Origin of the sequence: Bradyrhizobium sp. Ai1a-2 (assembly GCF_000426245.1) — a bacterium.
In the GTDB taxonomy this organism is placed as follows: domain Bacteria; phylum Pseudomonadota; class Alphaproteobacteria; order Rhizobiales; family Xanthobacteraceae; genus Bradyrhizobium.
In genome coordinates, this window is sequence record NZ_AUEZ01000041.1 from 26,921 (window position 1) to 52,954 (window position 26,034).

Consider the following 26,034-nt stretch of genomic DNA (forward strand, 5'->3'; position numbering starts at 1 on the left):
CGAGTTCCCGCGCGCTGGCCGCGCTTCATTGGATCAACAGCCTATCACCATGCAAGAACCAGTGCCGACGGGTTATCCGGCCCGGTCCCGGCCGGGCCACCCTGCCGCCGGTTGCAATGCGGAAAACTTCGCGCATTAAGAAATAATCCACCAAAATTCTGGATGATTTTACCGGCCGCCAGTGCTCCCCGGCCTGTCTGGAGTGCCGCGAATGGCTGAAATCACGACGTCCTCCCACCCCATCCCTGTCCGCACCATGACATCCCGGCTTTCGCTCGCTGCCAAGCTGTATGCGATCTTCGCGCTGTTTGCGGTGCTGACCGCGGCCATCACCTTCCTGTCCGACTACAACAGCCGCCGGAACGCGGAGCTTACGGAAGCCGTGGAGACGGCAAGCCGCGAGGCGCTGAACGTCGAGCGGGTCAATTCGCTCGTCTATGCAGTGGTGATGGAATCCCGCGGCATCTACATGTCGACGGAGCCGGCCACGGTGAAGAAATACGGCGACGGGCTCCTCAAGTTCAACGAGCGTGTCCTCGCCGTGGTCAAGAACTGGGAGCAGATTGTCCAGGCCGACGATGCCGAGCAGTTCGCCAATTTCAAGAAACGCATCGAGCAGTTCGTCGACTTCCGCAGAGAGCTCGTGCGCCGCGGCGTCGAGATCGGCGCCGCCGCGGGCCGCGAATGGGGCGACAACGACGCCAACCGCGACGTTCGCACGGCGCTGAACAAGGATTTGGAGGCGCTGTCGAAGGTCTATGCCGAGCGCAGCAAGAAGCTGGCGCACGAGACCGACACCAGCCGCACCATGGCCCTCGTCCTGACCGGCCTTGGCGGTCTGGCGCTGGTTCTGGTGGTGCTCGGCGTGCTGATCATCGCGCGCTCGGTCGCCCGCCCGCTGTCGGCGATCACCACAACGATCAGGCAGGTCGCGGCAGGCGAGGAGAACGTCGCGGTTCCCCACACAAGGCGCGGCGACGAGATCGGCGCGCTGGCGCGCGCGATCGAGATCTTCCGGGAGGCGATGCAGCGCAACCGCAATCTCAACTCGCAGGTGCTGCAGGAATCGAAGGCACGCGACGAGCGCACCAGGCACATCGAAACCTCGGTGGAAGCATTCCGCGAGGCGATCGGCGCCGTGTTGCGCGCGGTCAACGACAACGCGGCCTCGATGCGCGATACGGCGCAGGCCATTGCCAGCGTCGCATCCGATGCCAGCGATCGCGCGGTGACGGCCGCCGGCGCCACCACGCAAGCTGCCGACAATGTCTCCGCTGTCGCCAGCGCCGCCGAAGAGCTCTCGGCTTCGGTGCAGGAGATCGGCCGCCAGGTCCACCAGTCCGCCGGCGCGGTCGAGCAGGCCGGCCAGCGCACCGACAAATCGGTCGCCGAGATCGAAGGGCTTGCCGCCGCGACCCAGCGCATCGACGGCGTGCTCACGCTGATCCGGGCGATCGCCGAGCAGACCAACCTGCTCGCGCTCAACGCCACCATCGAGGCCGCGCGCGCCGGCGAAGCCGGCCGCGGCTTTGCGGTCGTCGCCCATGAGGTCAAGGCGCTGGCGGAACAGACGGCGAAAGCCACCGTCGACATCGGCGAGAATATCGGCACGATCCAGGCCTCGACGCGCAATTCGGTCGAGGCGGTGCGCGAGATCGGCAACGCCGTGCGCGAGATCAACGCGGTGACATCGAACATCGCGAGCGCCGTCGGCGAACAGGACGCCGCGACGCGCGAGATCTCGATCAATGCGCAGGCGGCCGCGCAAGGCAATGACACGCTGGTGGTCAATATCGGCTCGCTCAGCGAAGCGATGGGAAAGACATCCGTCGCCGCGGAATCGGTGCTTTCTGCGTCCGGGGAACTGACCGCGACGGCCGAGACGCTGTCGCGCGAGGTCGAGAAGTTTTTCCGCAATTTGCGCGCCGATCCGATTGAGGGCGCGCGCAGGAGCGCGTGATCAGCCCATCCGCGGTGTTGGTTCGGCGACGATCCTCGGCAACAGCAGCTGAATGCGCGTGCCGCTGCCGGGCTCGCTATCCAGCCTGATGCGCCCTCCCAGGCGTTCGGTCACGATGTTGTGGACGATGTGCAGGCCGAGGCCGGTCGCGCCTTCGTGGCGGCGGGTCGTGAAGAAGGGATCGAACGCGCGACGCCTGATCTCGGCGCTCATCCCCGAACCATTGTCGGCAAAGACCACCTCGACATGATCGGGCCCTGCGGCGCGCACGGTCAGCTCGACACCACCTCCGCCGCCGTCCGTAAACGCATGCGCGATGACATTGAACGCCAGATTGGTCAACACCTGCCCGTAAGGACCGGGATAGCTGTTCATCCGAAGGTCCGGCTCGCATGATGCATTCAACAGGATACCGCGCTCCTCAAATTCGGGACGCAGGTTGACGAGGATCCGTCCGGTCAACTCGCCGACATCGAACTCACGCCGCTCGGATTGATCGTCATCGGCCGCGACCTGCTTGAACGCGCTCACCAGTTCGGCCGCGCGATTGAGGTTTGTCACGAGCTGGTTCGACGCATCGTTGATCGCAGCGACGAACTCGGTCAGCGTCGAACGGCGGAGGCCGCCGCGCGCGGCTTCCGCTGCAAAGCGCTCGGTCCTGCGCTGAAGCGACGACGCTACCGTCAGGCTGATGCCGACGGGATTGTTGACCTCGTGGGCGACGCCCGCGACCATCCGTCCAAGCGCGGCAAGCTTCTCGGCCTCGACCAGCGAAGCCTGGGCCTCGCGCAGATCGCGCAGCGCGTCCTCGGCCGCGTCGCGGGCCTGGCGAAGCGCTTGCTCGTTGCGCTTCCGTTCGGTGATCTCCTCCGCCGCGACATTGATGGCGACGATCTGGCCGCTTGGTGCGCGCAGCGGGTGCCAATACGTCACCCAGAAACGCTCATCGACCTGATCGGCCCGCTGACCGGCGACTTCGATGCCGATCACCGGTTCGCCGGTCTCCATGATCGACCGCACGATCCGCTCGACCGAGTCGGCCAGCGCCGGCACGCAATCCCTGACGGTACGTCCGAGATGGTACTCGACGGACAATCCGCATATCTCGGTAAGGCGTTGATTGATCTGCAGATACCGGCAGTCTGGCGATAGGCATGCCAAGCCGATCGGCGCTGTGTCGTAGACCAGCTGCAGCGCCGGCTGTGGGAACAACATGACGGCCGCTGGTTCGCCCCCCGGCCTCACATTCGCAGTATTCGACACCATGCCTTCCCCTGCTGCCAAGAGGGTGAACTCCCGCAGGCCCCGACTCGTTCCCACCATCGGAACCGATTCAACGATTTCTTCTCGGCCTGGTGGCTCGCTCCGGCGGTTTGCAACCCGCAGGAGAGTGGTCATCAAGAATGGTGGCGAGACGTGGAAACGGGTGACCGCAGCACGCACCGGAAACCGACATGGCTCGTCGAGGCATCAATCGCTTCGGCGTGCCGCGCGGCGGGACGATAGCGGCGACTGTAGTTCGGCGCGGAGAGATGCGAGCCGCCCTTGAGCACCTTGCGCGGAATGCGGGCCCGCGGGCGCGCCGGATCGTAACTGGCCTCCTTGCGGCCGCCGACCGGATTGTGCGGAACGCCATGCTGCGCGTCGGCTTCGTGGTGTGCCGACCACCAATCGGTCGTCCACTCCCAGACGTTGCCGATCATGTCGTAGACGCCATAGCCGTTCGACGGGAATGCCGTCACCGGCGAGGTGCGGTCATAGCCGTCCTCGCACAGGTTCTGGACCGGGAAATTGCCCTGCCAGGTGTTGGCCACGTGCACGCCGCCGGGCATCAAGGCGTTGCCCCAGGCGTATTCCTCATCCTCAAGCCCGCCACGCGCGGCGAATTCCCATTCCGCTTCCGTCGGCAATTCCTTCCCGACCCATTTCGCGTAGGCCAATGCGTCGGCGTAGGTGATGTGCACGACCGGATGACTGCCGAGCACGTTGATGTGGGTCTTGGGGCCGTATGGATGGCGCCAGTTGGCGCCGGGCACGAACGTCCACCACTGGCTGGTGTCGCGCAAATCGCGCACCCGCCGCGGCGCCGTGAAGACGAGCGAGCCGGCCAGACGCATGTCCGGCGGTGCGTCCGGATCGTTCGCGGGACCGGGCGGAATCTCCGCCGCGGTGATGTGGCCGGTGGCGAGCACGAACTCGCGGAACTGCCAATTGGTGATCGGTGCACGGTCGATCCAGAAACCGTCGACCCTTACGCGATGCGATGGCGCTTCTTCGGGGTAGTGATGGTCTGATCCCATCCGGAACGCACCGCCGGGAATCCAGACCATGTCCTCGGTCCTGATATCATCCGGCTGAAAGCTACTGCACTCGGTCCCTGCCCGAAACATGGCGCCAGCTTTGCGCGGTGTCGCGCCCCTTCCGGTTCGAGCGCCGCCAGCCCAGCGGCAACCACAGTTGAGCCCCTTTTCTTGTCGTGCGCGCAGGCTGCGATAGGCACAGCCGACTCTATGGCGCGTGATGCGGTCCAACCCGACCTGATCGCGTGCCTGCTCTGGTTGAGGATCAAACGATAGACCAACTCCGCATGCCTGTGATGTGCAGATTGTGCCAATTTTCGGCAAGCTCGCTCTCCGCCGCCACGCCAACCCGGCGATGCACCCGGCTCTTCGCGTTCGCAAAAAGGCTTTGACGAAAGCTCAGCGAAAATTGTTGCCGCATGCGCGCCATCACGAAACCCGAATCGCGACCACAAATCGGTGTCAGGGTGTGGCAGGAACTTCGCCGTCTCCGGCTTGTTGTCGGGAGCGACACTGCCCCACCGCGCGTGGGGGAAGCGAAGATGGCGCAACGTCTTTCGGTAAACATCTCCAACCTTGATGGCTTCGAGGGCATGCATCAAGGCGTCAAGGGCAGCCATGTCGACGTCATGCAGATCGGACGTGGCAGGCTGCGCGGGACCCTGTCTCATGTCGGCATCGGGGATTTCTCGCTGAGCATCGGCTCGTTCAATCTCGGCCTGCGCACGCAGCGTATTTCGAGCGACGACCGGCTGATCGTCGGAATGCTGCTTGATGCCGAAGACCGCGTCACGCACTGGTCGTTCGACATGCGTCCGTCCGACGTCCTGGTGATCCCGCCGCTGGTCGAGCATGACGGGATCTTCCATGGCGCATCCACCTATGCAGCGGTCCGGCTCGATCTCTCGCATCTCGGCTCCGTCTTCGGCGGCGACGCGCGGCTCAGCGATCCCACGCATTGGCTGCAAAAGAACTACTATCGCGCCAAGGATGAGATCGGCATGGTCGCAGCCCGCCGGCTGCCCCAGATCATTTCAAATCTCGCGCGGCACGAGTCGGTATTTTCGGATGATGCGGCCGAATTCTGGAAGCGCGCCATCGTCGACTGCATGACCGGCACCATCCTCAATTCGCTGCCGCCGGACGACCGCGGCCATCTGCCGTCGGCGATGAAGCTCGTTCGCCGTGTCGAGGAATATCTCGATACGGTGGGCCCAAGGCCGGTGCATATCTCCGAGATCTGCGCCGAATTCAGCCTGTCGCGGCGCGGACTTCACCGCGCCTTTCACGAAGTGTTCGGCATCGGCCCCGTGACGTTCCTGCGCCACAAGCGCCTTTGCGCCATCCATTCCATGCTGAGGGAAAGCATGCCCGGAGAAGTCACCGTCGGCGAAGTCGCGATGCAGCAGGGCTTCATCGAGCTCGGACGGTTCGCCCAATATTACCGAAGCCTGTTCGGCGAGTACCCGTCCGAGACGCTGCGCGGCAAGCGCGCGGTCGGACTGTTGCCGTCCGCAGCAGCATTCGCCGAGTGATCGGCGCTGCTACGCGTGCAATAGCGTCACTCCACCAGCAGCACGTCGACGGCAACGTTCAGCTTCTGCTTGCGCGAGCCGACGATGATGCCGTCGATCGGCGAGACGTCGGAGAAATCGCGGCCGACCGCGAGGATGATGTGATCGTTCTCGACCAGGAGATCGTTGGTCGGATCAAAACCGATCCAGCCGAGCTCGACGCCACACCACACCGAAACCCAGGCATGTGTCGCGTCAGCTCCTTGCAAGCGCGGCTGTCCCGGCGGAGGGACGGTGCGCAGATAGCCGCTGACATAGGCTGCAGGGAGGCCGAGGCCGCGGAGGCCTGCGATCATCACATGGGCAAAATCCTGGCAGACGCCATGGCGTTTCTCGAACACTTCCGTTAGCGGCGTCGAGATCACGGTGGCCTTGGAATCGTACTTGAAGTCGCCGCGGATGCGGCGCATCAGGTCTGCGGCACCGGCGAGGATGCCGCCTCCTCGCGGAAAGCTTGCGGAGGCGTAGGCCGTGAGCGGACCGAGCACCGGCACCAGCGCGCTCGCGAAGACGTAGCCGATCGGCGAGGATGGTCCGAGGCTCGTCGCCTCGAACGCGATGTCGCGCACGCTCTCCCAGGCTAGGCTCGGCGCGGTGCGGCCGGGTGCATGGCGCGAGACCGCGACGCGCGAGCGCGAGTCGATGCGCAAGTTGCGATGCGCGCTCTCTATCAGGATGCTTTCGGTGTGCGTGCCGAAGAAGTCGCGCCGCGTCGTGCGCTCCGCGGGCCGCGGCCTGATCTCGACGCTGTGGGAAATCAGCTCCTGCCCGTTGCCGTTTTGCGGTTCCAGCCGCAGCGAGCATCGCGCAAAACTGACCGGGCTTTCGTAGAAATAGGTGGTGACGTGCCTGATATCGTAGATCACGCGAGGCCCGTCAGCTTCTCCGGCCGGCTCGCATTGGGTCCGTGCGGGAAGTAATGCAGCCCGATGGCGTCGGCGAGATTGAGCAGGTCCTGCTCCAGCGAGAACAGCGTTTTTACGTCGAGCGTCTCGGCTTCTGCGGTCGCCAGCATCGCCTGCAGCGCGACCGCGAGCCGCTGCGGACGCTCGATCATCCCGTATTCCTTCAGGCTCGGCAGCGCCGCGATGTGTTCGTTGAGGCTTTCGACCTGGAACGCGACCGAGCGCGGGTTGTAGGTATCGAGCACCGCGAGATCGCGCACCGGCGCGAGAACCGGCGTCAGCAAATAGCGAGAGCGGTAGGTGATCTGGCAATCGACGAGCGTCAGCAGAATGTCGAGGTCTTCGTCACCAGCCTCGTCATAAGCAAACTGCCGCGCGAAGCGGGTGGTGTTGATGGCGCGCTCGGCGCGACGGCCCATATCGAGGAAGCGCCAGCCGGCGGCGCGGTTCATGTTCTCCTGCGCGAGGCCCGCGAAGCTCGCCAGTTCCTGCAGCGTCAATTCGGCCGCGCTGATGACGCCATCGTCGTCCTCGACCTCCTCGCCGAGCCGGTCCACCATCTCGGTGATGACCTGCCAGGCATCCGGCGACAGCCGCTCGCGCAGCGAGGTGGCGGTGCGCTGCGCCGAGCGAACCAGCGACAATGCCGAGCCGAAACGCTGCTCGCTCTGCAACGCTTCGGCCACGACTCTGGCCGGGTTCGCCCGCGCCGTCTGCGAACTCGCGCCCCAGGCCACCAGCATGCGCTGGATGCGCTCCACCGAATGCAGGTTGGACGCGCCGCCCACATTCGACCTTGCGGGATCGCGCATCGGCGAGCCGAGCGCGCGGATCAATCGCAGCGTCGCTTCGGCGCGTTCGAGATAGCGGCCGAGCCAGAACAGATTGTCGGCGGCACGGCTCGGCAATACGCCGGCGATGCGGCGGATGCGCACAGTATCGCCGGCAGGCAACAGGCTCGCGGTCGAGACCGCTTTTTCCGACACCACCCAGACATCCGCGGCGCGCGCGCCGTCGCCCATCGACACCGCGCGGGCATCCGCCTGTTCGGCGATCCGACAGAAGCCGCCGGGCAGGATCGTCCAGCCATGCGGCGTGGCCGCGGCGAAGACGCGCAGCACAAACGGGCGCGGCGTGAGCTGGCCGTTCTCCCACACCGGCGTGGTCGACAGCCGCACCAGTTCCTGGCCGACAAAGTCGATGCCGCGCTCGGCGATCGCGTTCTGCAGCCGTTCACGTTCGCTCGGCGACAACTCGCCCGCGAGCACAGGGCCATGGCCGCCAAAGCCCGGAACACCCCTGCCATAGGCGCTTTCAATTGCGAAATCATCGAGCCGCGACAGCACCTGTTCGCGCGCGGCTTTCTGGCCGCACCACCAGGTCGCGATATGCGGCATCTCCAGTTCTTCGCCAAGCAAGCGCCGGCAAAGGCTTGGCAGGAAACCGAGCAGCGCCCGCGCTTCGAGCACACCCGAACCGGGCATGTTGGTGACCACTACACCGCCCTTGCGCAGCACCTCGATCAGGCCTGGCACGCCGAGATGCGAGGAGGCGTTGAGCTCGAGCGGATCAAGCCGGTTGGAATCGACCCGGCGCAGCAGCACGTCGAGCCGCTTCAATCCGGCAACGGTGCGGATATGGACACGGTCGCCGCTGACGGCGAGATCGTCGCCTTCGACCAGCAGGAAACCGAGATAGCGCGCCAGCGTCGCGTGCTCGAAATAGGTCTCGTTGAATGAGCCCGGCGTCAACAGACCGATCCGCGGCTCGTCGCGATCGGCGCTGGCGCGCAAGCCGTCGCGGAACGCCTCGAAGAACGGCGCGACGCGCTCGACATTCATCGACTTGTAAAGGCCGGCAAAAGCGCGCGACAGCACCAGGCGATTTTCCAGCGCATAGCCGGCGCCCGACGGCGCCTGCGTACGGTCGCCGAGCACCCACCAGCGACCGTCCGGGCCCCGGCCGACATCGGCTGCATAGAGGTGGAGGTAGCGGCCCCCCGGCGGCTTGATGCCGGCGACGGCGCGCAGATATTCGCTGCTGCCCGCAATCGCGGCGGCGGGGATCGCGCCATCAGCGACCAGACGTCCCTCGCCATAGATGTCGCGCAGGATCATTTCGTGCAGCTGCGCGCGCTGCGTGATGCCGGAGACCAACTGCCGCCAGTCGGCGTCATCGATAATCAGCGGCAGGTGGCTCAGCGGCCACAGCCGGTCGGAGGTGTCGCCAGGCGCGCGGTAGGTGACACCAGCGTCGCGCAAATGGCGATCGGCGGCGGCGAAGCGCCGCTCGATCTCGGCCGGCGAAAGCGCGGCGAAGGCATCGAAGAAGCGGGTCCAGACCGGGCGCGGACTGCCGTCCGGGCCGATATATTCGTCGGGAATGCCGGGCAGCCGCGCATAGTCGCGCGACCACTGCGCCATGCGGCGCTGGGCCGGGCGGCCCCTGTTCTCCTGACTGTGATCCTGGCCAGTCGCCATGTCGACTCCCTGACCCCAGAGCTTCGGTTCTGATTGAATCAGAACCGAAGCTCTAGATTCGATTCCTGTCTTGACGCGTTTTCTTCACGCGAACCGCTGTCCACTTCGCTCGAAAACGCTCTAGATCAATGCAGGAGCGGCGTCCGCAAGTCGAGCGTCAACGGGAATTCAATTGTGCGTTCCTCCGGCGGCGGCTCGATCCGGCCGGGAGTATGGCCGTGATCCTGGAAGCGGGCCAGCCGCCGCGCCTCGGCTTCGTAGGAATTGACCGGCTTGGTCTCGTAACTGCGACCGCCGGGATGGGCGACATGGTAGACGCAGCCGCCGAGCGAACGGCCGTTCCACGTGTCGATCAGGTCAAAGGTCAGCGGCGCATGAACGGGGACGGTCGGATGCAGGCCGGAAGCCGGCTGCCAGGCCTTGAAGCGGACGCCGGCGACCGCCTCGCCCGAGCGGCCGGTCGCCGTCATCGGCATCCGCCTGCCGTTGCAGGTGATGACGTGACGGCCCTCGACAAAGCCTGAGGCCTTGACCTGTAACCGCTCGACCGAGGAATCGACATAGCGGACGGTGCCGCCGGCAGAACCTTCCTCGCCCAGAACATGCCACGGCTCGAGCGCCTGCCGGAGTTCCAGCGCGACGCCGCCATGATGGACATGGCCGAACATGGGGAAGCGGAATTCGAGCTGCGCCGTGTACCATTCCTGCGAGAAATCGTAGCCGGACAGCCTAAGGTCGGCGAGCACGTCCAGAAAATCTTCCCAGAGGAAATGCGGCAGCATGAAGCGGTCATGCAGCGTCGTACCCCAGCGCACGAATTTGCCCTGTTGCGGCTCGCGCCAGAGTTTCGCGATCAGCGCGCGGATCAAAAGCTGCTGCGCGAGCGACATCCTGGGATCGGGCGGCATTTCGAGCGCGCGGAATTCGACCAGGCCGAGCCGGCCAGTCGGCCCATCAGGCGAATAGAGCTTGTCGATACAGATTTCGGCACGGTGAGTATTGCCGGTGATGTCGACAAGGATATGACGGAAAAGCCGGTCCGCCAGCCATAGCGGCGCTTCGACGCCTGCCGGCGGCACATGGGCAAGCGCGATCTCGAGTTCATAGAGCCCGTCGTGGCGCGCTTCATCGATGCGCGGCGCCTGGCTGGTCGGGCCGATGAACATGCCGGAGAACAGATAGGACAGCGACGGATGCCGCTGCCAATACAGCACGAGGCTCTTCAACAGATCGGGCCGGCGCAGGAACGGCGAATCCTGCGGGTTGCTGCCGCCGACCACAATGTGGTTGCCGCCGCCAGTGCCGGTGTGGCGGCCATCGATCAGGAAACGGTTGGCGCCGAGCCGCACTTTCGCGGCGTCCTCATAGAGGCCGAAGGTGATATCGACCGCATCGCGCCAGCTTTGTGCCGGCTGGATGTTGATCTCGATCACGCCGGGATCGGGGGTGACCTTGATAACCTCGATGCGGGGATCGAACGGCGGCCCATAGCCCTCGACATGGACGGGCAGCTGCAGTTCTTCGGCGGTCGCCTCGATCGCCGCGATCAGTTCGAGATAGTCGTCGGCCTTCTCGACCGGCGGCATGAAGGCGCACAGGGTGCCGTCGCGGATTTCGATCGACATCGCCGTGCGCACCGGAGGCGGCTCCGGGAGGTCCTCCAGCAGACGCTTCAATTCCTCATCGAAGTCTGGCAGACGGTCGCGCGGCGCCATCGGATCGATCTCGATGATGTAGGGATAATCTTCCGGCAGGACGTGCTCGAGCGAGGCGATCGGCAGCCGCAGGCCGAGCGGGGAATCGCCCGGCGACAGGAACAGATGGCTGCGTCGGATCTTCCAGTGCTCGCTGCGCCAACGGGCGCGCACGCCGGCAAGCGGACTGAAGCGCTGGATCGGCAGCACGTATCCTTTTGGCGTCGTCAGTCCCTGATCGAACACCCGCGCCAAGCGCGAGCGCTCCTCCGGATCGGACAGCTTCGAATTTTCGGGGCTGACATTGGCGGGAAGCGCGGCTTCGCGCTCCATCCAATAGACGGTATCCTCGAACGCCGGCATGACGTAGTCGGCCGCCAGCGCGAGCTTCTGTGCCATGGTCACGGCGAAGCGTTCGGCGTCCTTGATCTGCGCTTTATGCGGGCTTTCGATCTTCGCGATCAGATCGGCATTCTTCCAGATCGGCACGCCGTCCTTGCGCCAGTAGAGGCCGAAGGCCCAGCGCGGCAGGCTTTCGCCCGGATACCATTTGCCCTGGCCGTAATGCAGCAAGCCGCCCGGCGCGAAACGATCACGCAGGCGGCGGATCAGATCATCAGCGAGCGCACGCTTGGTCGGACCGACGGCGGCGATGTTCCATTCCGGCGCTTCGAGATCATCCACCGAGACGAAGGTCGGCTCGCCGCCCATGGTGAGCCGCACGTCCTCCTTGTTCAGATCGGCATCGACCTGCTCGCCGAGCGCGTCGAGCCGCGCCCAGGATTGATCCGAGAACGGACGCGTGATCCGCGGCGCCTCGCGGATGCGCTTGACGCTCATCTCGAATGCGAAATCGACATTGGCGAAGCCGGCAGTGCCGGAGATCGGCGCAGCCGAGCGGTAGTGCGGCGTAGCCGCAACGGGGATGTGCCCCTCGCCCGTCAGCATGCCGGAGGTGACGTCGAAGCCGATCCACCCCGCACCCGGCAGGTAGACTTCGGCCCAGGCATGCAGGTCGGTGAAGTCGTTCTCGACTTCGCGCGGGCCCTCGACCGGATCGATATCGGGACGAAGCTGGATCAGATAGCCGGAGACGAAGCGCGCGGCGAAACCGAGATGGCGCAGAATCTGGATCAACAGCCATGCCGAGTCACGGCAGGAGCCCGCGCCGGCCGCCAGCGTCTGCTCCGGCGCCTGCACGCCAGGCTCCATGCGGATGACGTAGCGGATTTTCTTCTGCAGCTTGGCGTTGAGGTCGACCAGGAAATTGACGGTGCTGTCGGCCTCGCGCGGAATCTCCTTCAGGTAGGCTGCGAGCAGCGGCCCCGGCTCGATCGTTGCGAGATACGACGCGAGCTCGTTCTTGAGATCGCTCGTGTATTGGAACGGATAGGAGCTGGCGTAGGACTCGACGAAGAAATCGAACGGATTGATCACCGTCATCTGCGCGGTGAAATCGACTTCGATCTTGAGCTCGGTCGCCTTCTCCGGAAACACCAGCCGCGCCAGCCAATTGCCCTGCGGGTCCTGCTGCCAGTTCACGAAGTGATCAGGCGGCGTGACCTTGAGCGAATAGCTCAGGATCGGCGTGCGCGTATGCGGCGCCGGACGCAGGCGAACGGTCTGCGGCCCGAGGTCGATCGGTCGGTCGTACTTGTAATGCGTGACGTGATGCAGTGCGACGAAGATCGACACGGATGGCGGACTCCAGCAGCTTTTTTAAGCAGAACACTGGTTCCGGCCGACAGCAGCCACTAACAACGGGCACGGGTGCCTATGGGGCGGGCGAGTGGCGAGTGGCGAATAGAAGCGGAACGGCCCTATTCGCTACTCGCCACTCGCCATCTCACATCGTGGCTCCCAGCACCCACGGCGCGAACTCGGCGCCGCCGAAGTCGAAGCTCTCGCTCTTGGTCGGCTGTCCCGATGCCGTCTTCAGCATGAGGTCAAAAATGCGCTGGCCGCATTCCTGTACGGTCTCCTCGCCATCGAGGATGGTGCCGCAATTGACATCCATGTCGTCTTCCATGCGCTTGTACATGGGCGTGTTGGTGGCGAGCTTGATCGAGGGCGCGGGCTTGCAGCCGAACACGCTGCCGCGGCCCGTGGTGAAGCAGACCAGATTGGCGCCGCCCGCCACCTGCCCGGTCGCCGCGACCGGGTCGTAGCCGGGCGTGTCCATGAACACGAAGCCGCGCTTGGTCACCGCCTCGGCGTAGTGCAGCACGTCAACCAGATTGGTGCTGCCCGCCTTCGCCATCGCGCCCAGCGATTTTTCGAGGATCGTGGTGAGACCGCCGGCCTTGTTGCCGGGGCTCGGATTGGCGTTCATCTCGGCGCCTTCGCGCTGGGTGTATTCTTCCCACCAGCGCATCAGGCCGACCAGCTTCTCGCCGACCTCGCGGCTGACGGCACGCCGCGTCAAAAGATGCTCAGCGCCGTAGGTCTCAGGCGTTTCGGACAGGATCACGGTGCCGCCGTGCCGCACCAGGAGATCGCTGGCCGCGCCGAGCGCGGGATTGGCGGAGACGCCGGAATAGCCGTCGGAGCCGCCGCACTGCAGCGCCACCGTGAGTTCGCTCGCGGCAACCTTCTCGCGTTTGACCTTGTTGGCGTCGGCGAGCGCTTCGCGCACGAAGGCGACGCCGGCTTCCACGGTTTTGCGGGTGCCGCCGACTTCCTGGATGTCCATCGCGCGCAGCCGCCCGGCAAGTTTCTGCTCCTGCATCAGGCCGCCGATCTGGTTCACTTCGCAGCCGAGACCGAGCACGATCACAGCGGAGAAATTCGCATGCCGCGCGTAGCCGCCGAGCGTACGGCGAAGCAGCGCCAGCGGCTCGTCCTGGGTCATGCCGCAGCCGGTCTTGTGGGTCAGTGCAACGACGCCGTCGACATTCGGAAAATCGGCCAGCGGGTTGTCGCCGGTGAACGGATTCTTCTTGAAGACGTCAGCGACGAGGCCAGCTACATGAGCGCTGCAATTCACCGAGGTGAGGATGCCGATATAGTTGCGCGTCGCTATGCGACCGTCGGGACGTCGGATGCCGTCGAAAGTAGCCGGCAGATCGAAATTCGGCACCGGCTTCACGTCGACGCCATAGGCATAGTCCTTGGCGAAATCGCCCATGCCGCAGTTCTGGGTGTGGACGTGCTGGCCCGGCGCGATCGGTGCCGTGGCAAAGCCAATGATCTGGCCATAGCGCTTGATCGGCTCGCCCTCCGCGATCAGCTTGATCGCGACCTTGTGGCCGGCCGGGATGCGGTCGACGGTGGTGACGCCGCTTGCGACCTCAAGCCCCGGAGGCAGGCTCGCGCGCGCGATCAGCACGCTGTCATCGGGATGCAGGCGGATCACGGGTGCCGGGGCCATGGGGGGTCTCTCCTTGGGAGAGGCGAGTAGCTGGAGGGGGCGAATAGCGAATGGCGAGTAGCGAATAGGGTCGCTGTTCCCGCCTTGCTATTCCCTACTCGCTACTCGCCATTTCGCTATTCGCTCTCTTACGCTTTTCCGCCAGCTTCCTTGCGGGTCTGGTTCACCTGCATCTTGGCATAGGTCATCATCAATCCGCTCTCGTTCGAGAGCGTGACGAGCTTGAAGCCCATGTTGATCGCACGCGCCGCGCCTTCGGCGCCGCTGCAGTGGATGCCGGGATTGAGGCCGTGCTTGCCGCATTCCTTGATGATCTTCTCGTAGATCTTGAGGATTTCCGGCTCGTCGCGATCGAGCTTCGGCACCAGGCCGTAGGAGAAACCGAGATCGGACGGACCGATATAGACGCCGTCGATGCCTTCGACGTCGAGGATCGCTTCCATGTTCTCGACCGCGGTCCGCGTTTCCATCATCGGCAGCAGCACGATCTCGTCGTTGGCGGTCTGCTGGTAGGTGCCGGCCGAGCCATACATGCCGGAGCGGATCGGACCGTTGGAGCGCGTGCCCTTCGGCGGATACTTGGCATAGGAGACGAGGTTCTTGGCTTCCTGCGGCGTGTTGACCATCGGGCAGATCACGCCATAGGCGCCGCCGTCGAGCACCTTGCCGATGATCCCAGGCTCGTTCCAGGGCACGCGCACCATCGGCGTCACCGGATGGGCGTTCATCGCCTGGAAGCATTGCACCATCGACAGATAATCCTGCACGCCGTGCTGCAGGTCGACGGTGACGCTGTCGAAACCGCATTGCGCGATCACTTCGGCCGAAAAGCCCGACGGGATCGCCAGCCACGCGTTGACCACCGCTTTGCCCGACGCCCAGATTTGCTTGACTTTATTATTCGCCACTTTGCTTTCCTTCCCTTGTTGTCGGACCTCCCGTCATTGCGAGCGGAGCGAAGCAATCCATCTCACCATAAGCTGAAACATGGATTGCTTCGTCGCTATCGCTCCTCGCAATGACGGCAATTCGCAATGACGGTGCCCGTTAGCTTGTTGCCCGCTGGATGCTGACTTCGCTGACGCCGACTTCGCGCGCGGTGTTCACTATCGCCGCCCAGGTGTCGTCAGGCAAGGGGATGCCGTTCTTGGTGCGCTCGGCGCGGGTCTTCCTTTCGGGGTCACCCGGGATCAGCACTTTATCGGTGCCGGCAATCGGCTTGGTCTCGCGGATGAAGTCGACATAGCGCGAGATTTCGCCGTCGAAGAAATTGGCGGGATCGATCACCTTGGGGTCGATGTAGAAGGCCAGCATGCCGTTGGCAAAGCGCCGGTCCGGCGCGGTCGCGCCCGTTCCGGACAGGGCGCCGCCGAGCAGTTCGCAGATGAATGCCAGTCCCGATCCCTTGTGATCACCGAAGGCGCGGATCGCGCCGGTGCCCTTGGTGTGGTCGCGCGGCCCATCGGGCGTATACGTCCCATACAGCACGTGCGGGTCTTCGCTCAGGGTGCCGTCGGAATCGACCAGCGCGCCAACGGGCAGTTTCTTGCCGCCGCGGCTTGCGACCAGAACCTTGCCCTCGGCGACGATCGAGGTGGCGAAATCGAGCACGATCGGGTCCTGGCCCTGGCGCGGAATGCCGACGCAATAGGGCGCGGTCGACAGCCGCTTCTCGACGCCGCCGAACGGCGCAACCAGGAGCGAGCCCGCGGCATTGACGAAATGCACCGACACCAGCCCTTCGGCGGCAGCCATCTCCGCCCAATCGCCGACGCGGCCGATATGGCCGGCATTGCGCAGCGCAACCGCGGCAAGTCCTGCCTTCTTGCACTTCTCGATGCCGAGCTTGACCGCAACCGGCGCAACCGTCTGGCCGTAGCCGAACTTGCCGTCGACGACGGCGAGCGAAGGCGTATCGACCACGATCTCGGGAGTCTGGTTCGGGACCACCGAGCCCATCTTCTTCCAGCGGATATAGACCGGCACGCGGATCACGCCGTGGCTGTCGTGGCCGGTGAGATTGGCAGTCGTCAGATATGTTGCAATGCGACGTGCTTCCTCGGACGACGAGTCGGCGTGTGAAAAAACGTCTCCAACAAAATCAATGAGATTGTCGACCTTGATCGTCACCATGGATATGTCACTCGCTCCTTGGTTTGGAGCACGATCCTTCCGGCAAACCGGCTCCTCCGGATCATGCTTCTTAAGCGCTGGCCTTGGCGTGACCGCCGAGATAGGCCGCGGCGATGGCCTCGTTGCCCCACAATTCGTCGGGCTTGCCGCCAAGCACGATCCGGCCCGTTTCCAGGACGAAGCCGTGATCGGCAACCGAAAGTCCCATGCGCGCATTTTGCTCAACAAGCAAGACCGTGGTGTCTTTCCTGATCTGCGAAATGATGCGGAACACCGCCTGCACGATGACGGGCGCAAGACCCAGCGAAGGCTCGTCCAGCAGCAACAGCCGCGGCTTCGCCATCAGCGCGCGGGCGACGGCGACCATCTGCAACTGGCCGCCCGACAGCGTCCAGCCCAGCGCATCGGCGAAGGCGCGGATGTCCGGGAACAGGTCGAACATCGCATCGGCCTCGCGCGAGATCTGCGCCGACGAAGCCTTTCGGTTCGACGCGCCGAGCATGATGTTTTCCTTGACCGTGAGGCCCGGGAACACGCGCCTGCCCTCCGGCACATGCGAGATGCCGAGCCGGACGATCGATTCCGGCCCGAGGCCGGCGATCGACTCGCCGTCGAACAGGATTTCGCCGGACGTGGGCTTGGCAAGCCCCGAGATCGCGCGGAGCGTGGTGGATTTGCCGGCGCCGTTGGCGCCGAGCAAGGTCACCACCTGCCCGGCCTCGACGGCGATGGTGACGCCGCGCAGCGCTTCGATCTCGCCGTAGCGGACCACGAGATTGCGGATTTCGAGCAGCGGCATCATTCGCTCCCGAGATAGGCGGAGACGACATCGGGATGGCGCAGCACCGCCATGGATTCGCCGTCCGCGATGCGGCGACCGAAATTGAGCACGGTGATGTGCTGGGCGGCTTCGGAGACCAGCGTCATGTCGTGATCGATGATGAGGATGGTCAGCCCTTGCGCTGCGATGCGCTTGAGCAGCTCATGCAGTTCGAGCTTCTCAGTCGAGTTCAAGCCGGCAGCCGGCTCGTCGAGCAGCAACAGCGTCGGATTGGCGGCGAGCGCGCGCGCGATCTCGATCAGGCGCTGGTGGCCGTAGGAGAAGCTCGAGATCAGCTCGTTGGCGCGGTTGCCCAGACCGACGAAGGTCAGTGCCTCCATCGCCCGTTCGGTCAGCGCATCCTCGCCCTTCCCGATCATGCTGTTGCCGGGCCGCTCGGCGCCGATCTCGACATTCTCGAGCGCCGTCATCGAACGGAACAGGCGAATGTTCTGGAACGTGCGCCCGAGACCCGCAGCCGTGCGCCGATGCGGCGGCATGTGGGTGATGTCGGTGCCGTCGAGCACGATCCGGCCCGACGTCGCCTGATAGAGGCCAGAGAGAACGTTGAGCGTCGTGGTCTTGCCGGAGCCGTTCGGCCCGATCAGCGCGTGGACGCCGCCGCGTTTCACCGCAATGTCGACGCCATCGACGGCCTTCAGACCACCGAAGTGTTTGGAGAGGCCGGTCACCTCAAGCACGAACTCTCCGCCAACGGATGCGGGCTTCAATTGCAGCGCAGCCGCCACAGGCGGCGCCTTGGTGTGCGCGCGCCACCGGTTGAAAGCATCGGCGACGAAGCCCCAGATACCGTCAGGCATGAAGCGGATGATCAGGATCACGAACAGGCCGTAGATGGCCAGATAAAGCCCGGGCACGCTCTTGAGGAAACGCAGCCATTCCGGGATCAGGATCAACAGCCCGGTGCCGATCGCCGAGCCGACCGGCGAAGCGACGCCGCCTAGCAGCGACATGGTCAGGAACACGATCGATTCCGCGAACGAGAATTGATCCGGACTGACATAGGCGAAACCGCCGGCAAACAGGCCGCCTGCCAGACCGCCGAGCAGCGCGCAGAGCGCAAAGGCGTAGATCTTGGTGCGGAACACGTCGATGCCGTTGACGCCGGCCGCGAGCTCGTTGTCGCGCACGGCTCGCATCGCGCGGCCGAGCTTGGTGTCGGAGAGATGCCAGACCAGATAGCCGACGATCGCGAGCATGGCGACGCAGAAAGCAAGATAGCTCTGCGAGGTCTGGAACAGCTCCGGACGACGGATATTGGAGACGCCGTCGGGGCCATGCGTCAGCCAGATCGCGTTGATCATGACAAGCGTGACGATCTGCTGGAACGAGATCGTCACCATCGCAAGGTAATGGCCGCCGAGCCGCAGGGTCGACATGCCCAGGAACGCGCCCGCAAGCAGCGCGATCACGCAGCCGCCGACAAGGCAAAGCCAGAAGCTCAGATGCAGGTCGGTGGTGCCGAGGCCGACCGCATAGGCGCCGAGCCCGAAGAATGCTGCCTGTGCCAGGTTGATCTGGCCGCAAAGGCCGAGCACGACCGACAGGCCGAACACCGCGATCGAGAACGTCGTCGCCTGCAGCAGGATGTTGAGGACGTAGCCGTCGAATTGCAATTTGGCGGCAAGCACCACCAGGATCGCCACGCCAATGAAGAAGGGCGAATGCCGGATCAGCAGCGGCTTCGAATGAACGGCAGGTGTCGGGATCGACATGTTGTCGCTTGGGGCGCTCATGCTTTCTCCGCCACACGTTCGCCGAAGATGCCCTGCGGCCGGAAGATCAGGAAGGCGACCAGCACCAGGAAGGCGAAGCCGTCCTTATAGGGAACCGAGATGTAGGCCGCGCCGAAAGTCTCGATGACGCCGAGCGCTAGCCCGCCGATGATGGCGCCGGCGACGTCGCCGAAGCCGCCGATAATGGTGGCCGCGAACGCCTTCAGCGCGATCGTCGAGCCCATCTGGATCGAGACGAACAGCACCGGCGCGACCAGGATGCCGGCGAGACCGCCGAGCACGGCGGAATAGATGAAGGTGATCATGATCATGGTCGAGACGGAAATGCCGAGCAGCGAGGCCATTTCCTTGTCCTGCGAGGTCGCCTGCAATTTCTTGCCGAGCAGCGTCTTCTCGAAGAACCAGTAGTTGAAGAACACGAGCGCGATCGTCACCGCGATGATCAACAGATACTGGCTATCGAGATAAACAGGACCGAGCTGGATGCCGGGCGTATCGAACCATCCCTGCAGCACCTGCGGCTGCGGACCGTAGATCGCCAGCACCGAATTTGCGAGCAGGATCGAGGCGCCGATGGTGGCGATGATCACAGGCAGGAAGGTGCGGTGGCGCAGCGGATAATAGACGCCGAGATTGAAGATGACGCCGAGCAGCGCCATGCCGCCAAGCGCGAGCAGGAACGACAGCCAGTAGGGCCAGCCGAGATCGACGGAGAACACCACCATCAGATAGGCCGCGACCATGGAGAATTCGCCTTGCGCGAAATTCACCACGTTGGTGGCGCGGAAGATCAGCACGAAACCAAGCGCGACCAGCGCGTAGACGGCCCCGATGCCGATACCGGTAAACAGCAGTTGAAGGACGAGATCCATGACAAGCTTCGGTTAAGAGGAACCAGAGAATTCGCCGACAGGCTTTCGGCCTCTCCGTGGAGAACGAAGAGGCCGAAAACGTGGTCAATCGTTGAATTCAATGTGCTTGTCGAAAACGATATTTCCCTTGTCGTTTTTCACGATGTTATAGCCGTGCAAACCGTCGCCGTTCTGGTCGAAATTATACTCGCCTTCGGCGCCGGGGAATTTCTTGATCGACAGGATCGCCTCACGGATTTTTGCAGGCTCGGTCGAGCCGGCCTTGTTGATCGCCGCTGCCAGCACGGTGACCGCGTCATAGGGCCAGGAGCTCTGGTTATCCGGCGCGACCTTGACCGCATCACGATAGAGCTTGCCGAACGCCTTGGAAGCTTCGCTGGAATCTTCCGCGTAGTCCGCAACACCGTAGGTATTGTACAGCGCAGGTCCGGCGAGCTTCAGCGCGGTGATATTGACGATCGAGGGCGAGCCGACCCAGGGAATGTTGACGCCGAGTTGGCGCAATTGCCGGGCAAAGATGCCGAGGTCGTTTTCGAAGGTGAAGTAGGAACCAAGGATATCGGCGCCGGACTGCTTGATCGCGAGCACGACCGGGGTGAAATCCTGGCTCTGGTTGGCATAACCCTGGTCGAGCACGGGCGGGGAGCCGAGTTTTTCCAACGCAGCGGTCAGGGCCTTGCCGCCTGCGGTGCCGAAAGCGTCGGTCGAATGCAGCACGGCCCATTTCTTCTTGCCGAGCGTATTGACGCCATACTCGGCGATGACGCGCCCGGAATAGCTGTCATTCGGACGGAAGCGGAACAGCCACTGATTGCCCATGTGAGTGAGGTTCGGATCGGTTCCCCCGATCATCACCGGCTTGCCAAGCTTGAGCACGTCGGGCGCCATGGCGTGCACCTGGGTCGACCGGATCGAACCAAGGAAGCCGACGATGTCGGATTGCGCAGCCAGCTTGGAGAAGGCCAGCACGATGCCGGGATTGGTGGTCTGATCGTCCTCCACGATCAGCTCGGCCTGCTTGCCGAGGATGCCGCCAGCCTTGTTGACGGCTTCAAGTGCGAGCTTCGCACCCTGGATGGCGTAGCGGCCGGATTCGGCGGCGGGACCTGTCACAGGCGCGCACATGCCGATCTTGATCGTGGCGCCCTGCGCTCTTGCGCCGGTAATGACGTGGGGGGCGGCAAGGCCGGCGACGATACCGGCCGCGAAATCGCGTCTCGTCAGTTTCATCAGTTTCTCCCTGAGGCCGGGCGTCTTCGTCGGCCCTTCTTGCTGTTGGCGATCCCCAACGGGGCGCGAACCGCGTGCGTACTTACGGGCTCTCCGTCTCGGAGTAAATTGATATTGCGGTGTTTTCGACTAACGATGCAGATGCATCGTTATTTGCGCGCATCAAGAAAGATTAATGCCGACGAGATCATGACTATTGGGGCAAATTCCGCGAACTTGACAATTCCTTTGTGCTCAAACGATGTGCAGGAAAGGCGAGCTATGCATCCCAGCACATATCATCATGCAAATTTTGCATTTACTGATCTGCCTCGATCATTCCTCTTCCGCGCCTGACAAGCCCGCCAGGCTTTCTTCAAGCGCACCCAGCATGGCCTGCAGTTCGGCGAGCTTGCGCACGCCGTACCGTTTCGTAATCGCGGCGTAGATCGCTTCCGACGTCGGCGCGACCGCTTCGATCAGCTTCAATCCCTTCGGCGAGATCGACACCACGCCGCGACGCAGGTCCGCCTCCGCCGAACGGCGCTCGATCAGCCCGCGCGCCTCGAGGTCGCGCAGGATGCGCGACAGGCTTGGACCAAGCAGAAAGGCGAGCCGCGCGAGGTCGGTGACCTCGACCGCCTCCACCGAGGTGAGCGCGCGCAGGATGCGCCATTGCTGCTCGGTAAGCCCGTGATGACGCAGGGAGGGACGAAACTGCCGCATCACGGCCTCACGCGCGCGCAGCAGCGACATCGGCAGCGAGCGCGAGAATTCACGCATCGGCCCACGACGCCCCGCCTCTGCTGCCGCGCGCGGCCGCGAACCGTTCAATGATGATTTCTTATCTGTCATCGCCTATCTTTTGCAACGCAACAACGCCGCAAACCAATTTACGCCGATACGCTTAACATGTTAATCATCCCCGCGCACCAGGAGCGATCCACCATGCCGCATTTCACCATCGAATATTCGGCCAACCTGGATTCCCGCCTCGACATGGGCGAAGTCGTCGAGCGCGTGCGCAAAGCGGCGGTCGAGACCGGCATCTTCCCGCTCGGCGGCATCCGCGTTCGCGCCATCAGATGCGAACACTATGCGATCGCCGACGGTCGAAACGATTACGGCTTTCTCGACATGGTGCTGCGGCTCGGCGAAGGCCGCGATCTTGCGACCCGCAAGAAGGCGGGAGATCATATCTTCAACGCGCTTTCGACTCATCTCGACCCGGTGTTCGCGGGCGGCAAATTCGCGCTGTCGTTCGACATGCAGATCAACGACAAGGAGACAAGCTGGAAGCGCAACAACATCCACGATGCGCTGAAGGTGGAGGCCGTCAATGGATAAAGCAGTGCCGAAATCGGCCGAACTGTTCCAGGCCAACCGCGACCGCGCCGCTCCGCTGCTCGCGAAGCTGAAGGCGGAAGGTATCGGCCATATGATCGACGGCAAGACGGTGCCGTCGATCTCCGGGCAAACGTTCGAGACGAAGTCGCCGATCGACGGTGCTGTGCTGGCAACCGTCGCGCGCGGCAATGCCGAGGATATCGATCGCGCGGCGACCGCGGCCGCCCTCGCCTTCAAATCCTGGCGCGACATGCCGGCCGCGATGCGGCGCAAGCTGCTCAATCGCGTGGCCGACGCGATCGAGGATCATGCCGACGATATTGCCGTGCTCGAATGCATCGACACTGGACAGGCGCATCGCTTCATGGCGAAAGCCGCGATCCGCGCGGCCGAGAATTTCCGCTTCTTCGCCGACAAATGTGCTGAGGCGCGAGACGGCCTCAATATGCCGAGCGACGAGCACTGGAACATCTCTACGCGGGTGCCGATCGGGCCGGTCGGCGTGATCACGCCGTGGAACACGCCGTTCATGCTGTCGACCTGGAAGATCGCGCCCGCGCTCGCCGCCGGCTGCACGGTGGTGCACAAGCCCGCGGAGTGGTCCCCGGTGACGGCCGATCTCCTGACCAAGCTGGTGAAGGAAGCAGGCGTGCCCGACGGCGTGCTCAACTCCGTGCATGGCTTCGGCGAGGAGGCCGGCAAGGCGCTGACCGAACATCCCGCGATCAAGGCGATCGGCTTCGTCGGCGAGAGCGCGACCGGATCTGCGATCATGGCCCAGGGCGCCCCGACGCTGAAGCGCGTGCACTTCGAACTCGGCGGCAAGAACCCGGTGATCGTGTTCGAGGACGCCGATCTCGAGCGCGCGCTCGATGCGGTCGTGTTCATGATCTACTCGCTGAACGGCGAGCGCTGCACCTCCTCGAGCCGGCTCCTGGTGCAGGAGAGCATCGCGGAACAGTTCATCGAGAAGCTCACCGCGCGGGTGAAGGCGCTGAAGGTCGGACATCCCCTCGATCCCGCGACCGAGATCGGGCCGCTGATCCATGAGCGGCATCTGGCGAAGGTCTGCTCCTATTTCGACGTCGCGCGGCAGGAAGGCGCGACGATCGCGGTCGGCGGCAAGCCGCATGATGGACCCGGCGGCGGGCATTATGTGCAGCCGACGCTCGTCACTCGCGCGCATTCCAAGATGCGGGTGGCGCAGGAAGAGGTGTTCGGACCGTTCCTCACCGTCATCCCGTTCCGGGACGAGAGCGACGCGGTCGAGATCGCCAATGGCGTGCAATATGGCCTCACCGGCTATGTCTGGACCGGCGACATGGGCCGCGCCCTGCGGGTGGCGGATGCGCTCGAAGCCGGCATGATCTGGCTGAATTCGGAAAATGTCCGGCACCTGCCGACACCGTTCGGCGGCATGAAATCATCCGGCATCGGCCGTGACGGCGGCGACTATTCATTCGACTTCTACATGGAAACCAAGCACGTCTCGCTGGCGCGCGGGACGCATAAGATACAGAGACTGGGCGTCTGATGGCCGCCATCGCTGGATCAACAATCGCGGTGCCCCACCTCTCCCATAGGGAGAGGTCGAACTTCGCGCGCAAGCGAGAAGTTCGGGTGAGGGGTTACGCTCCATCGAGGGACCTGAACCCCTCACCCGGCGCTACGCGCCGACCTCTCCCTATGGGAGAGGTGCAACACGAGCTCGCTTAGTCATCCCGGGAAACATCGATGCCTGTTCCGCAGCATGTCTTCGATCCGCCGTTCAACATCATCCGCTGCAGCCACGTCGTACTCGATGTGACCGACCTCGATGCCAGCCGCGCGTTCTACGAGACCACGGTCGGGCTGCATGTCGAGGACGCGGACGACAAGACTGTCTACTTCCGCGGCTCCGAGGAGCACCAACATCACTCGCTGGTGCTGCGCAAGGCGCAAGAGGCAGCCTGCGGCCGGCTCGGCTTCAAGGTCGGCAAGGACGACGATCTCGACAAGGCGGCGGCGTTCTTCTCCGAAAACGGCATCAATTATCGCTTCGTCGATCAGCCGTTTCAGGGTCGCACCCTGCAGTTCTCCGATCCCTTCGGCTTCCAGCTCGAGCTCTATGCGACGATGGAGAAGCGCCCGCACCTCTTGCGCCGCTACGACCTCTACAAAGGCTGCCATCCGCAGCGGCTCGATCATTTCAACGTCTTCGCCGCCGAGTTGCAGGACACCATCGATTTCTACGCACGGCTCGGCTTCCGTCTCACCGAATATGGCGAGGAGGACGGCCCGAACGGGCGCATTGCCGCGGCATGGATGCATCGCAAGGGCAATGTGCATGACCTCGCCTTCACCAACGGCAAGGGCCCTCGCCTGCACCATTTCGCCTATTGGGTGCCGACGGCAATGAACGTGTTGCATCTCTGCGACGTGATGGCCTCCAGCGGTTTCCTGAAGAATATGGAACGCGGGCCCGGCCGCCACGGCATTTCCAATGCGTTTTTCCTCTATGTCAGAGATCCCGACGGCCATCGGCTCGAGCTCTACACCAGCGACTATTTCACGGGAGATCACGATCACGAACCGCTGCGCTGGTCGCTGAAGGACCCGCGGCGACAGACCTTGTGGGGTGCGCCCGCCCCGCTTTCCTGGTTCGAGCAAGGCTCGCCGTTCACCGGACAGGCGGTGCGCGAGCCGCTGTTCGTTGCCGACGTCACGATTGCCGATTGAGCGAGCCGATGTCTTCACCTCGTCTCGCCACCTATGCGATCGACGGCATCACGCGCTATGGCGCCGTGACCGACAGCGGCATCGTCGATCTCTCGGCACGCTTTGCGAAGGAATTTCCGACGCTGCGCGAGGCGATTGCCGCTGGCGCGCTGATGCGGCTCGTGGACGACGCCGTGCGGCGTTCGCCGGATCATTCGCTCGACGTTGTCACCTGGCTGCCGCCGATCCCCTCGCCGGAGAAGATCATCTGCATCGGCGTCAACTATCCGGATCGCAACGCCGAGTACAAAGATGGCAGCGACGCACCGAAATATCCGAGCATGTTCCTGCGCACGCCGCGATCCTTCGTCGGTCACGAAACGCCGCTGGTCCGGCCGCGCGCGTCCGCACAGCTCGACTACGAGGGCGAGCTGGCGCTCGTCATCGGCAAGGCTGGCCGGCATATAGCGGAGAGCGCAGCGCTTGGTCACATCGCCGCGATCACGCTGTGCAATGAAGGCACGATCCGCGACTGGGTGCGACACGCCAAGTTCAATGTCACGCAGGGCAAGAACTTCGATTCCACCGGCAGTCTCGGGCCCTGGATCGTGCCCTACGCGGACGAGTCGCAGATCGCGGATATCCGCCTGACCACGCGCGTCAACGGCGAGACACGGCAGGATGATCGCACCGGTCGGTTGATCTTCGGCTTCCGCTACCTCATCAACTACATCTCGACCTTCACCACGCTTGTTCCCGGCGATGTGATCGTCACGGGCACGCCGACCGGGGCCGGCGCACGGTTCGATCCGCCGCGCTACCTCAAGCCCGGCGATGTCATCGAGATCGAGGCCGAAGGCGTTGGCGTGTTGCGCAACGGCGTGGTCGACGAACTATAAGAAGAGGATGAACGGCA

The 26,034-nt window shown here is 64.0% G+C and carries 19 protein-coding genes; 6 read left to right on the forward strand and 13 right to left on the reverse strand.

Translation table 11 applies throughout. The features are described 5' to 3' along the window. Window positions 1-211: 211 nt before the first annotated feature. Entirely contained in the window at window positions 212-1,960 is a 1,749-nt protein-coding gene (locus K288_RS0124420) for a methyl-accepting chemotaxis protein (RefSeq protein ID WP_051334696.1), read from the forward strand. On the opposite strand, the gene K288_RS0124425 is transcribed toward K288_RS0124420, so the two are convergent. Both K288_RS0124425 and K288_RS0124430 read right to left on the reverse strand, forming a co-directional pair. Continuing rightward, entirely contained in the window at window positions 1,961-3,175 is a 1,215-nt protein-coding gene (locus tag K288_RS0124425) for a PAS domain-containing sensor histidine kinase (protein WP_043160578.1), read from the reverse strand. Window positions 3,176-3,357: 182 nt separating this feature from the next. Next, the gene (locus K288_RS0124430) at window positions 3,358-4,290 is read right to left on the reverse strand and encodes a formylglycine-generating enzyme family protein (protein ID WP_244443237.1); all 933 of its coding nucleotides are present in this window, start codon (window positions 4,288-4,290) and stop codon (window positions 3,358-3,360) included. A gap of 512 nt (window positions 4,291-4,802) precedes the next feature. Here K288_RS0124430 and K288_RS46420 point away from each other — a divergent pair. Further along, window positions 4,803-5,795 carry a helix-turn-helix domain-containing protein gene (locus K288_RS46420; RefSeq protein WP_051334697.1) on the forward strand — a complete coding sequence of 331 codons (993 nt, stop codon included), beginning with the start codon at window positions 4,803-4,805 and terminating at the stop codon, window positions 5,793-5,795. Between the two features lie 26 nt (window positions 5,796-5,821). Here the strand turns inward: K288_RS46420 and K288_RS0124445 are convergent, their stop codons facing one another. From K288_RS0124445 to hpaR, 11 genes are all read right to left on the reverse strand, one after another. Further along, the gene (locus K288_RS0124445) at window positions 5,822-6,700 is read right to left on the reverse strand and encodes a transglutaminase family protein (RefSeq protein ID WP_027581929.1); all 879 of its coding nucleotides are present in this window, start codon (window positions 6,698-6,700) and stop codon (window positions 5,822-5,824) included. Further along, window positions 6,697-9,219, reverse strand: a complete 2,523-nt coding sequence (locus K288_RS0124450; RefSeq protein ID WP_027581930.1) for a circularly permuted type 2 ATP-grasp protein — start codon at window positions 9,217-9,219, stop codon at window positions 6,697-6,699. Before K288_RS0124450 ends, K288_RS0124445 begins: the two co-directional genes overlap by 4 nt. 125 nt (window positions 9,220-9,344) lie before the next feature. After that, window positions 9,345-12,608: a transglutaminase family protein gene (locus K288_RS0124455; RefSeq protein ID WP_027581931.1), complete on the reverse strand. Its 3,264-nt coding sequence runs from the start codon at window positions 12,606-12,608 to the stop codon at window positions 9,345-9,347. A 151-nt stretch (window positions 12,609-12,759) separates the two neighbouring features. Beyond that, window positions 12,760-14,283 (reverse strand): altronate dehydratase family protein, encoded by a 1,524-nt coding sequence (locus K288_RS0124460; protein WP_027581932.1) that lies wholly within the window; start codon window positions 14,281-14,283, stop codon window positions 12,760-12,762. Window positions 14,284-14,411: 128 nt separating this feature from the next. Further along, on the reverse strand, window positions 14,412-15,191 hold the full coding sequence (locus K288_RS0124465; RefSeq protein ID WP_027581933.1) for an aldolase/citrate lyase family protein: 780 nt from the start codon (window positions 15,189-15,191) through the stop codon (window positions 14,412-14,414). A gap of 139 nt (window positions 15,192-15,330) precedes the next feature. Then, window positions 15,331-16,416 carry a malate/lactate/ureidoglycolate dehydrogenase gene (locus K288_RS0124470; RefSeq protein ID WP_027581934.1) on the reverse strand — a complete coding sequence of 362 codons (1,086 nt, stop codon included), beginning with the start codon at window positions 16,414-16,416 and terminating at the stop codon, window positions 15,331-15,333. Window positions 16,417-16,486: 70 nt separating this feature from the next. Next, window positions 16,487-17,215, reverse strand: a complete 729-nt coding sequence (locus K288_RS0124475; protein WP_027581935.1) for an ABC transporter ATP-binding protein — start codon at window positions 17,213-17,215, stop codon at window positions 16,487-16,489. Beyond that, on the reverse strand, window positions 17,215-18,993 hold the full coding sequence (locus K288_RS0124480) for a branched-chain amino acid ABC transporter ATP-binding protein/permease (RefSeq protein WP_027581936.1): 1,779 nt from the start codon (window positions 18,991-18,993) through the stop codon (window positions 17,215-17,217). The genes K288_RS0124475 and K288_RS0124480 overlap by 1 nt, the downstream gene beginning before the upstream one ends. Continuing rightward, on the reverse strand, window positions 18,990-19,865 hold the full coding sequence (locus K288_RS0124485) for a branched-chain amino acid ABC transporter permease (RefSeq protein ID WP_027581937.1): 876 nt from the start codon (window positions 19,863-19,865) through the stop codon (window positions 18,990-18,992). Before K288_RS0124485 ends, K288_RS0124480 begins: the two co-directional genes overlap by 4 nt. Before the next feature lie 84 nt (window positions 19,866-19,949). Further along, on the reverse strand, window positions 19,950-21,095 hold the full coding sequence (locus K288_RS0124490) for an ABC transporter substrate-binding protein (RefSeq protein WP_027581938.1): 1,146 nt from the start codon (window positions 21,093-21,095) through the stop codon (window positions 19,950-19,952). A 315-nt stretch (window positions 21,096-21,410) separates the two neighbouring features. Beyond that, entirely contained in the window at window positions 21,411-21,929 is a 519-nt protein-coding gene (gene hpaR, locus K288_RS0124495; RefSeq protein ID WP_027581939.1) for a homoprotocatechuate degradation operon regulator HpaR, read from the reverse strand. Window positions 21,930-22,022: 93 nt separating this feature from the next. Between hpaR and K288_RS0124500 the strand changes: the two genes are divergently transcribed. The 4 genes from K288_RS0124500 to K288_RS0124515 all read left to right on the forward strand — a co-directional run bounded on the left by K288_RS0124500 (window position 22,023) and on the right by K288_RS0124515 (window position 26,017). Next, window positions 22,023-22,421 (forward strand): 5-carboxymethyl-2-hydroxymuconate Delta-isomerase, encoded by a 399-nt coding sequence (locus tag K288_RS0124500; protein ID WP_027581940.1) that lies wholly within the window; start codon window positions 22,023-22,025, stop codon window positions 22,419-22,421. Continuing rightward, window positions 22,414-23,955, forward strand: coding sequence for a 5-carboxymethyl-2-hydroxymuconate semialdehyde dehydrogenase (gene hpaE / locus K288_RS0124505; RefSeq protein ID WP_027581941.1), 1,542 nt, complete (start codon window positions 22,414-22,416; stop codon window positions 23,953-23,955). The genes K288_RS0124500 and hpaE overlap by 8 nt, the downstream gene beginning before the upstream one ends. Before the next feature lie 200 nt (window positions 23,956-24,155). Further along, a complete protein-coding gene (gene hpaD / locus K288_RS0124510) occupies window positions 24,156-25,139 on the forward strand; it encodes a 3,4-dihydroxyphenylacetate 2,3-dioxygenase (RefSeq protein ID WP_027581942.1) in 984 nt (327 codons plus the stop codon). Window positions 25,140-25,147: 8 nt separating this feature from the next. Next, window positions 25,148-26,017, forward strand: a complete 870-nt coding sequence (locus tag K288_RS0124515; protein ID WP_027581943.1) for a fumarylacetoacetate hydrolase family protein — start codon at window positions 25,148-25,150, stop codon at window positions 26,015-26,017. Window positions 26,018-26,034: the final 17 nt, after the last annotated feature.

Coding starts and splice junctions, on each gene's coding strand:
- hpaD (WP_027581942.1), top strand. CDS start 24,156: ATGCCTGTTCCGCAGCATGTCTTCGATCCGCCGTTCAACATCATCCGC.
- K288_RS0124430 (WP_244443237.1), bottom strand. CDS start 4,290: ATGGTCTGGATTCCCGGCGGTGCGTTCCGGATGGGATCAGACCATCAC.
- K288_RS0124485 (WP_027581937.1), bottom strand. CDS start 19,865: ATGGATCTCGTCCTTCAACTGCTGTTTACCGGTATCGGCATCGGGGCC.
- K288_RS0124515 (WP_027581943.1), top strand. CDS start 25,148: ATGTCTTCACCTCGTCTCGCCACCTATGCGATCGACGGCATCACGCGC.
- K288_RS0124480 (WP_027581936.1), bottom strand. CDS start 18,993: ATGAGCGCCCCAAGCGACAACATGTCGATCCCGACACCTGCCGTTCAT.
- hpaE (WP_027581941.1), top strand. CDS start 22,414: ATGGATAAAGCAGTGCCGAAATCGGCCGAACTGTTCCAGGCCAACCGC.
- K288_RS0124460 (WP_027581932.1), bottom strand. CDS start 14,283: ATGGCCCCGGCACCCGTGATCCGCCTGCATCCCGATGACAGCGTGCTG.
- K288_RS0124475 (WP_027581935.1), bottom strand. CDS start 17,215: ATGCCGCTGCTCGAAATCCGCAATCTCGTGGTCCGCTACGGCGAGATC.
- K288_RS0124490 (WP_027581938.1), bottom strand. CDS start 21,095: ATGAAACTGACGAGACGCGATTTCGCGGCCGGTATCGTCGCCGGCCTT.
- K288_RS0124425 (WP_043160578.1), bottom strand. CDS start 3,175: ATGTTGTTCCCACAGCCGGCGCTGCAGCTGGTCTACGACACAGCGCCG.
- K288_RS0124420 (WP_051334696.1), top strand. CDS start 212: ATGGCTGAAATCACGACGTCCTCCCACCCCATCCCTGTCCGCACCATG.
- K288_RS46420 (WP_051334697.1), top strand. CDS start 4,803: ATGGCGCAACGTCTTTCGGTAAACATCTCCAACCTTGATGGCTTCGAG.
- hpaR (WP_027581939.1), bottom strand. CDS start 21,929: ATGACAGATAAGAAATCATCATTGAACGGTTCGCGGCCGCGCGCGGCA.
- K288_RS0124450 (WP_027581930.1), bottom strand. CDS start 9,219: ATGGCGACTGGCCAGGATCACAGTCAGGAGAACAGGGGCCGCCCGGCC.
- K288_RS0124500 (WP_027581940.1), top strand. CDS start 22,023: ATGCCGCATTTCACCATCGAATATTCGGCCAACCTGGATTCCCGCCTC.
- K288_RS0124470 (WP_027581934.1), bottom strand. CDS start 16,416: ATGGTGACGATCAAGGTCGACAATCTCATTGATTTTGTTGGAGACGTT.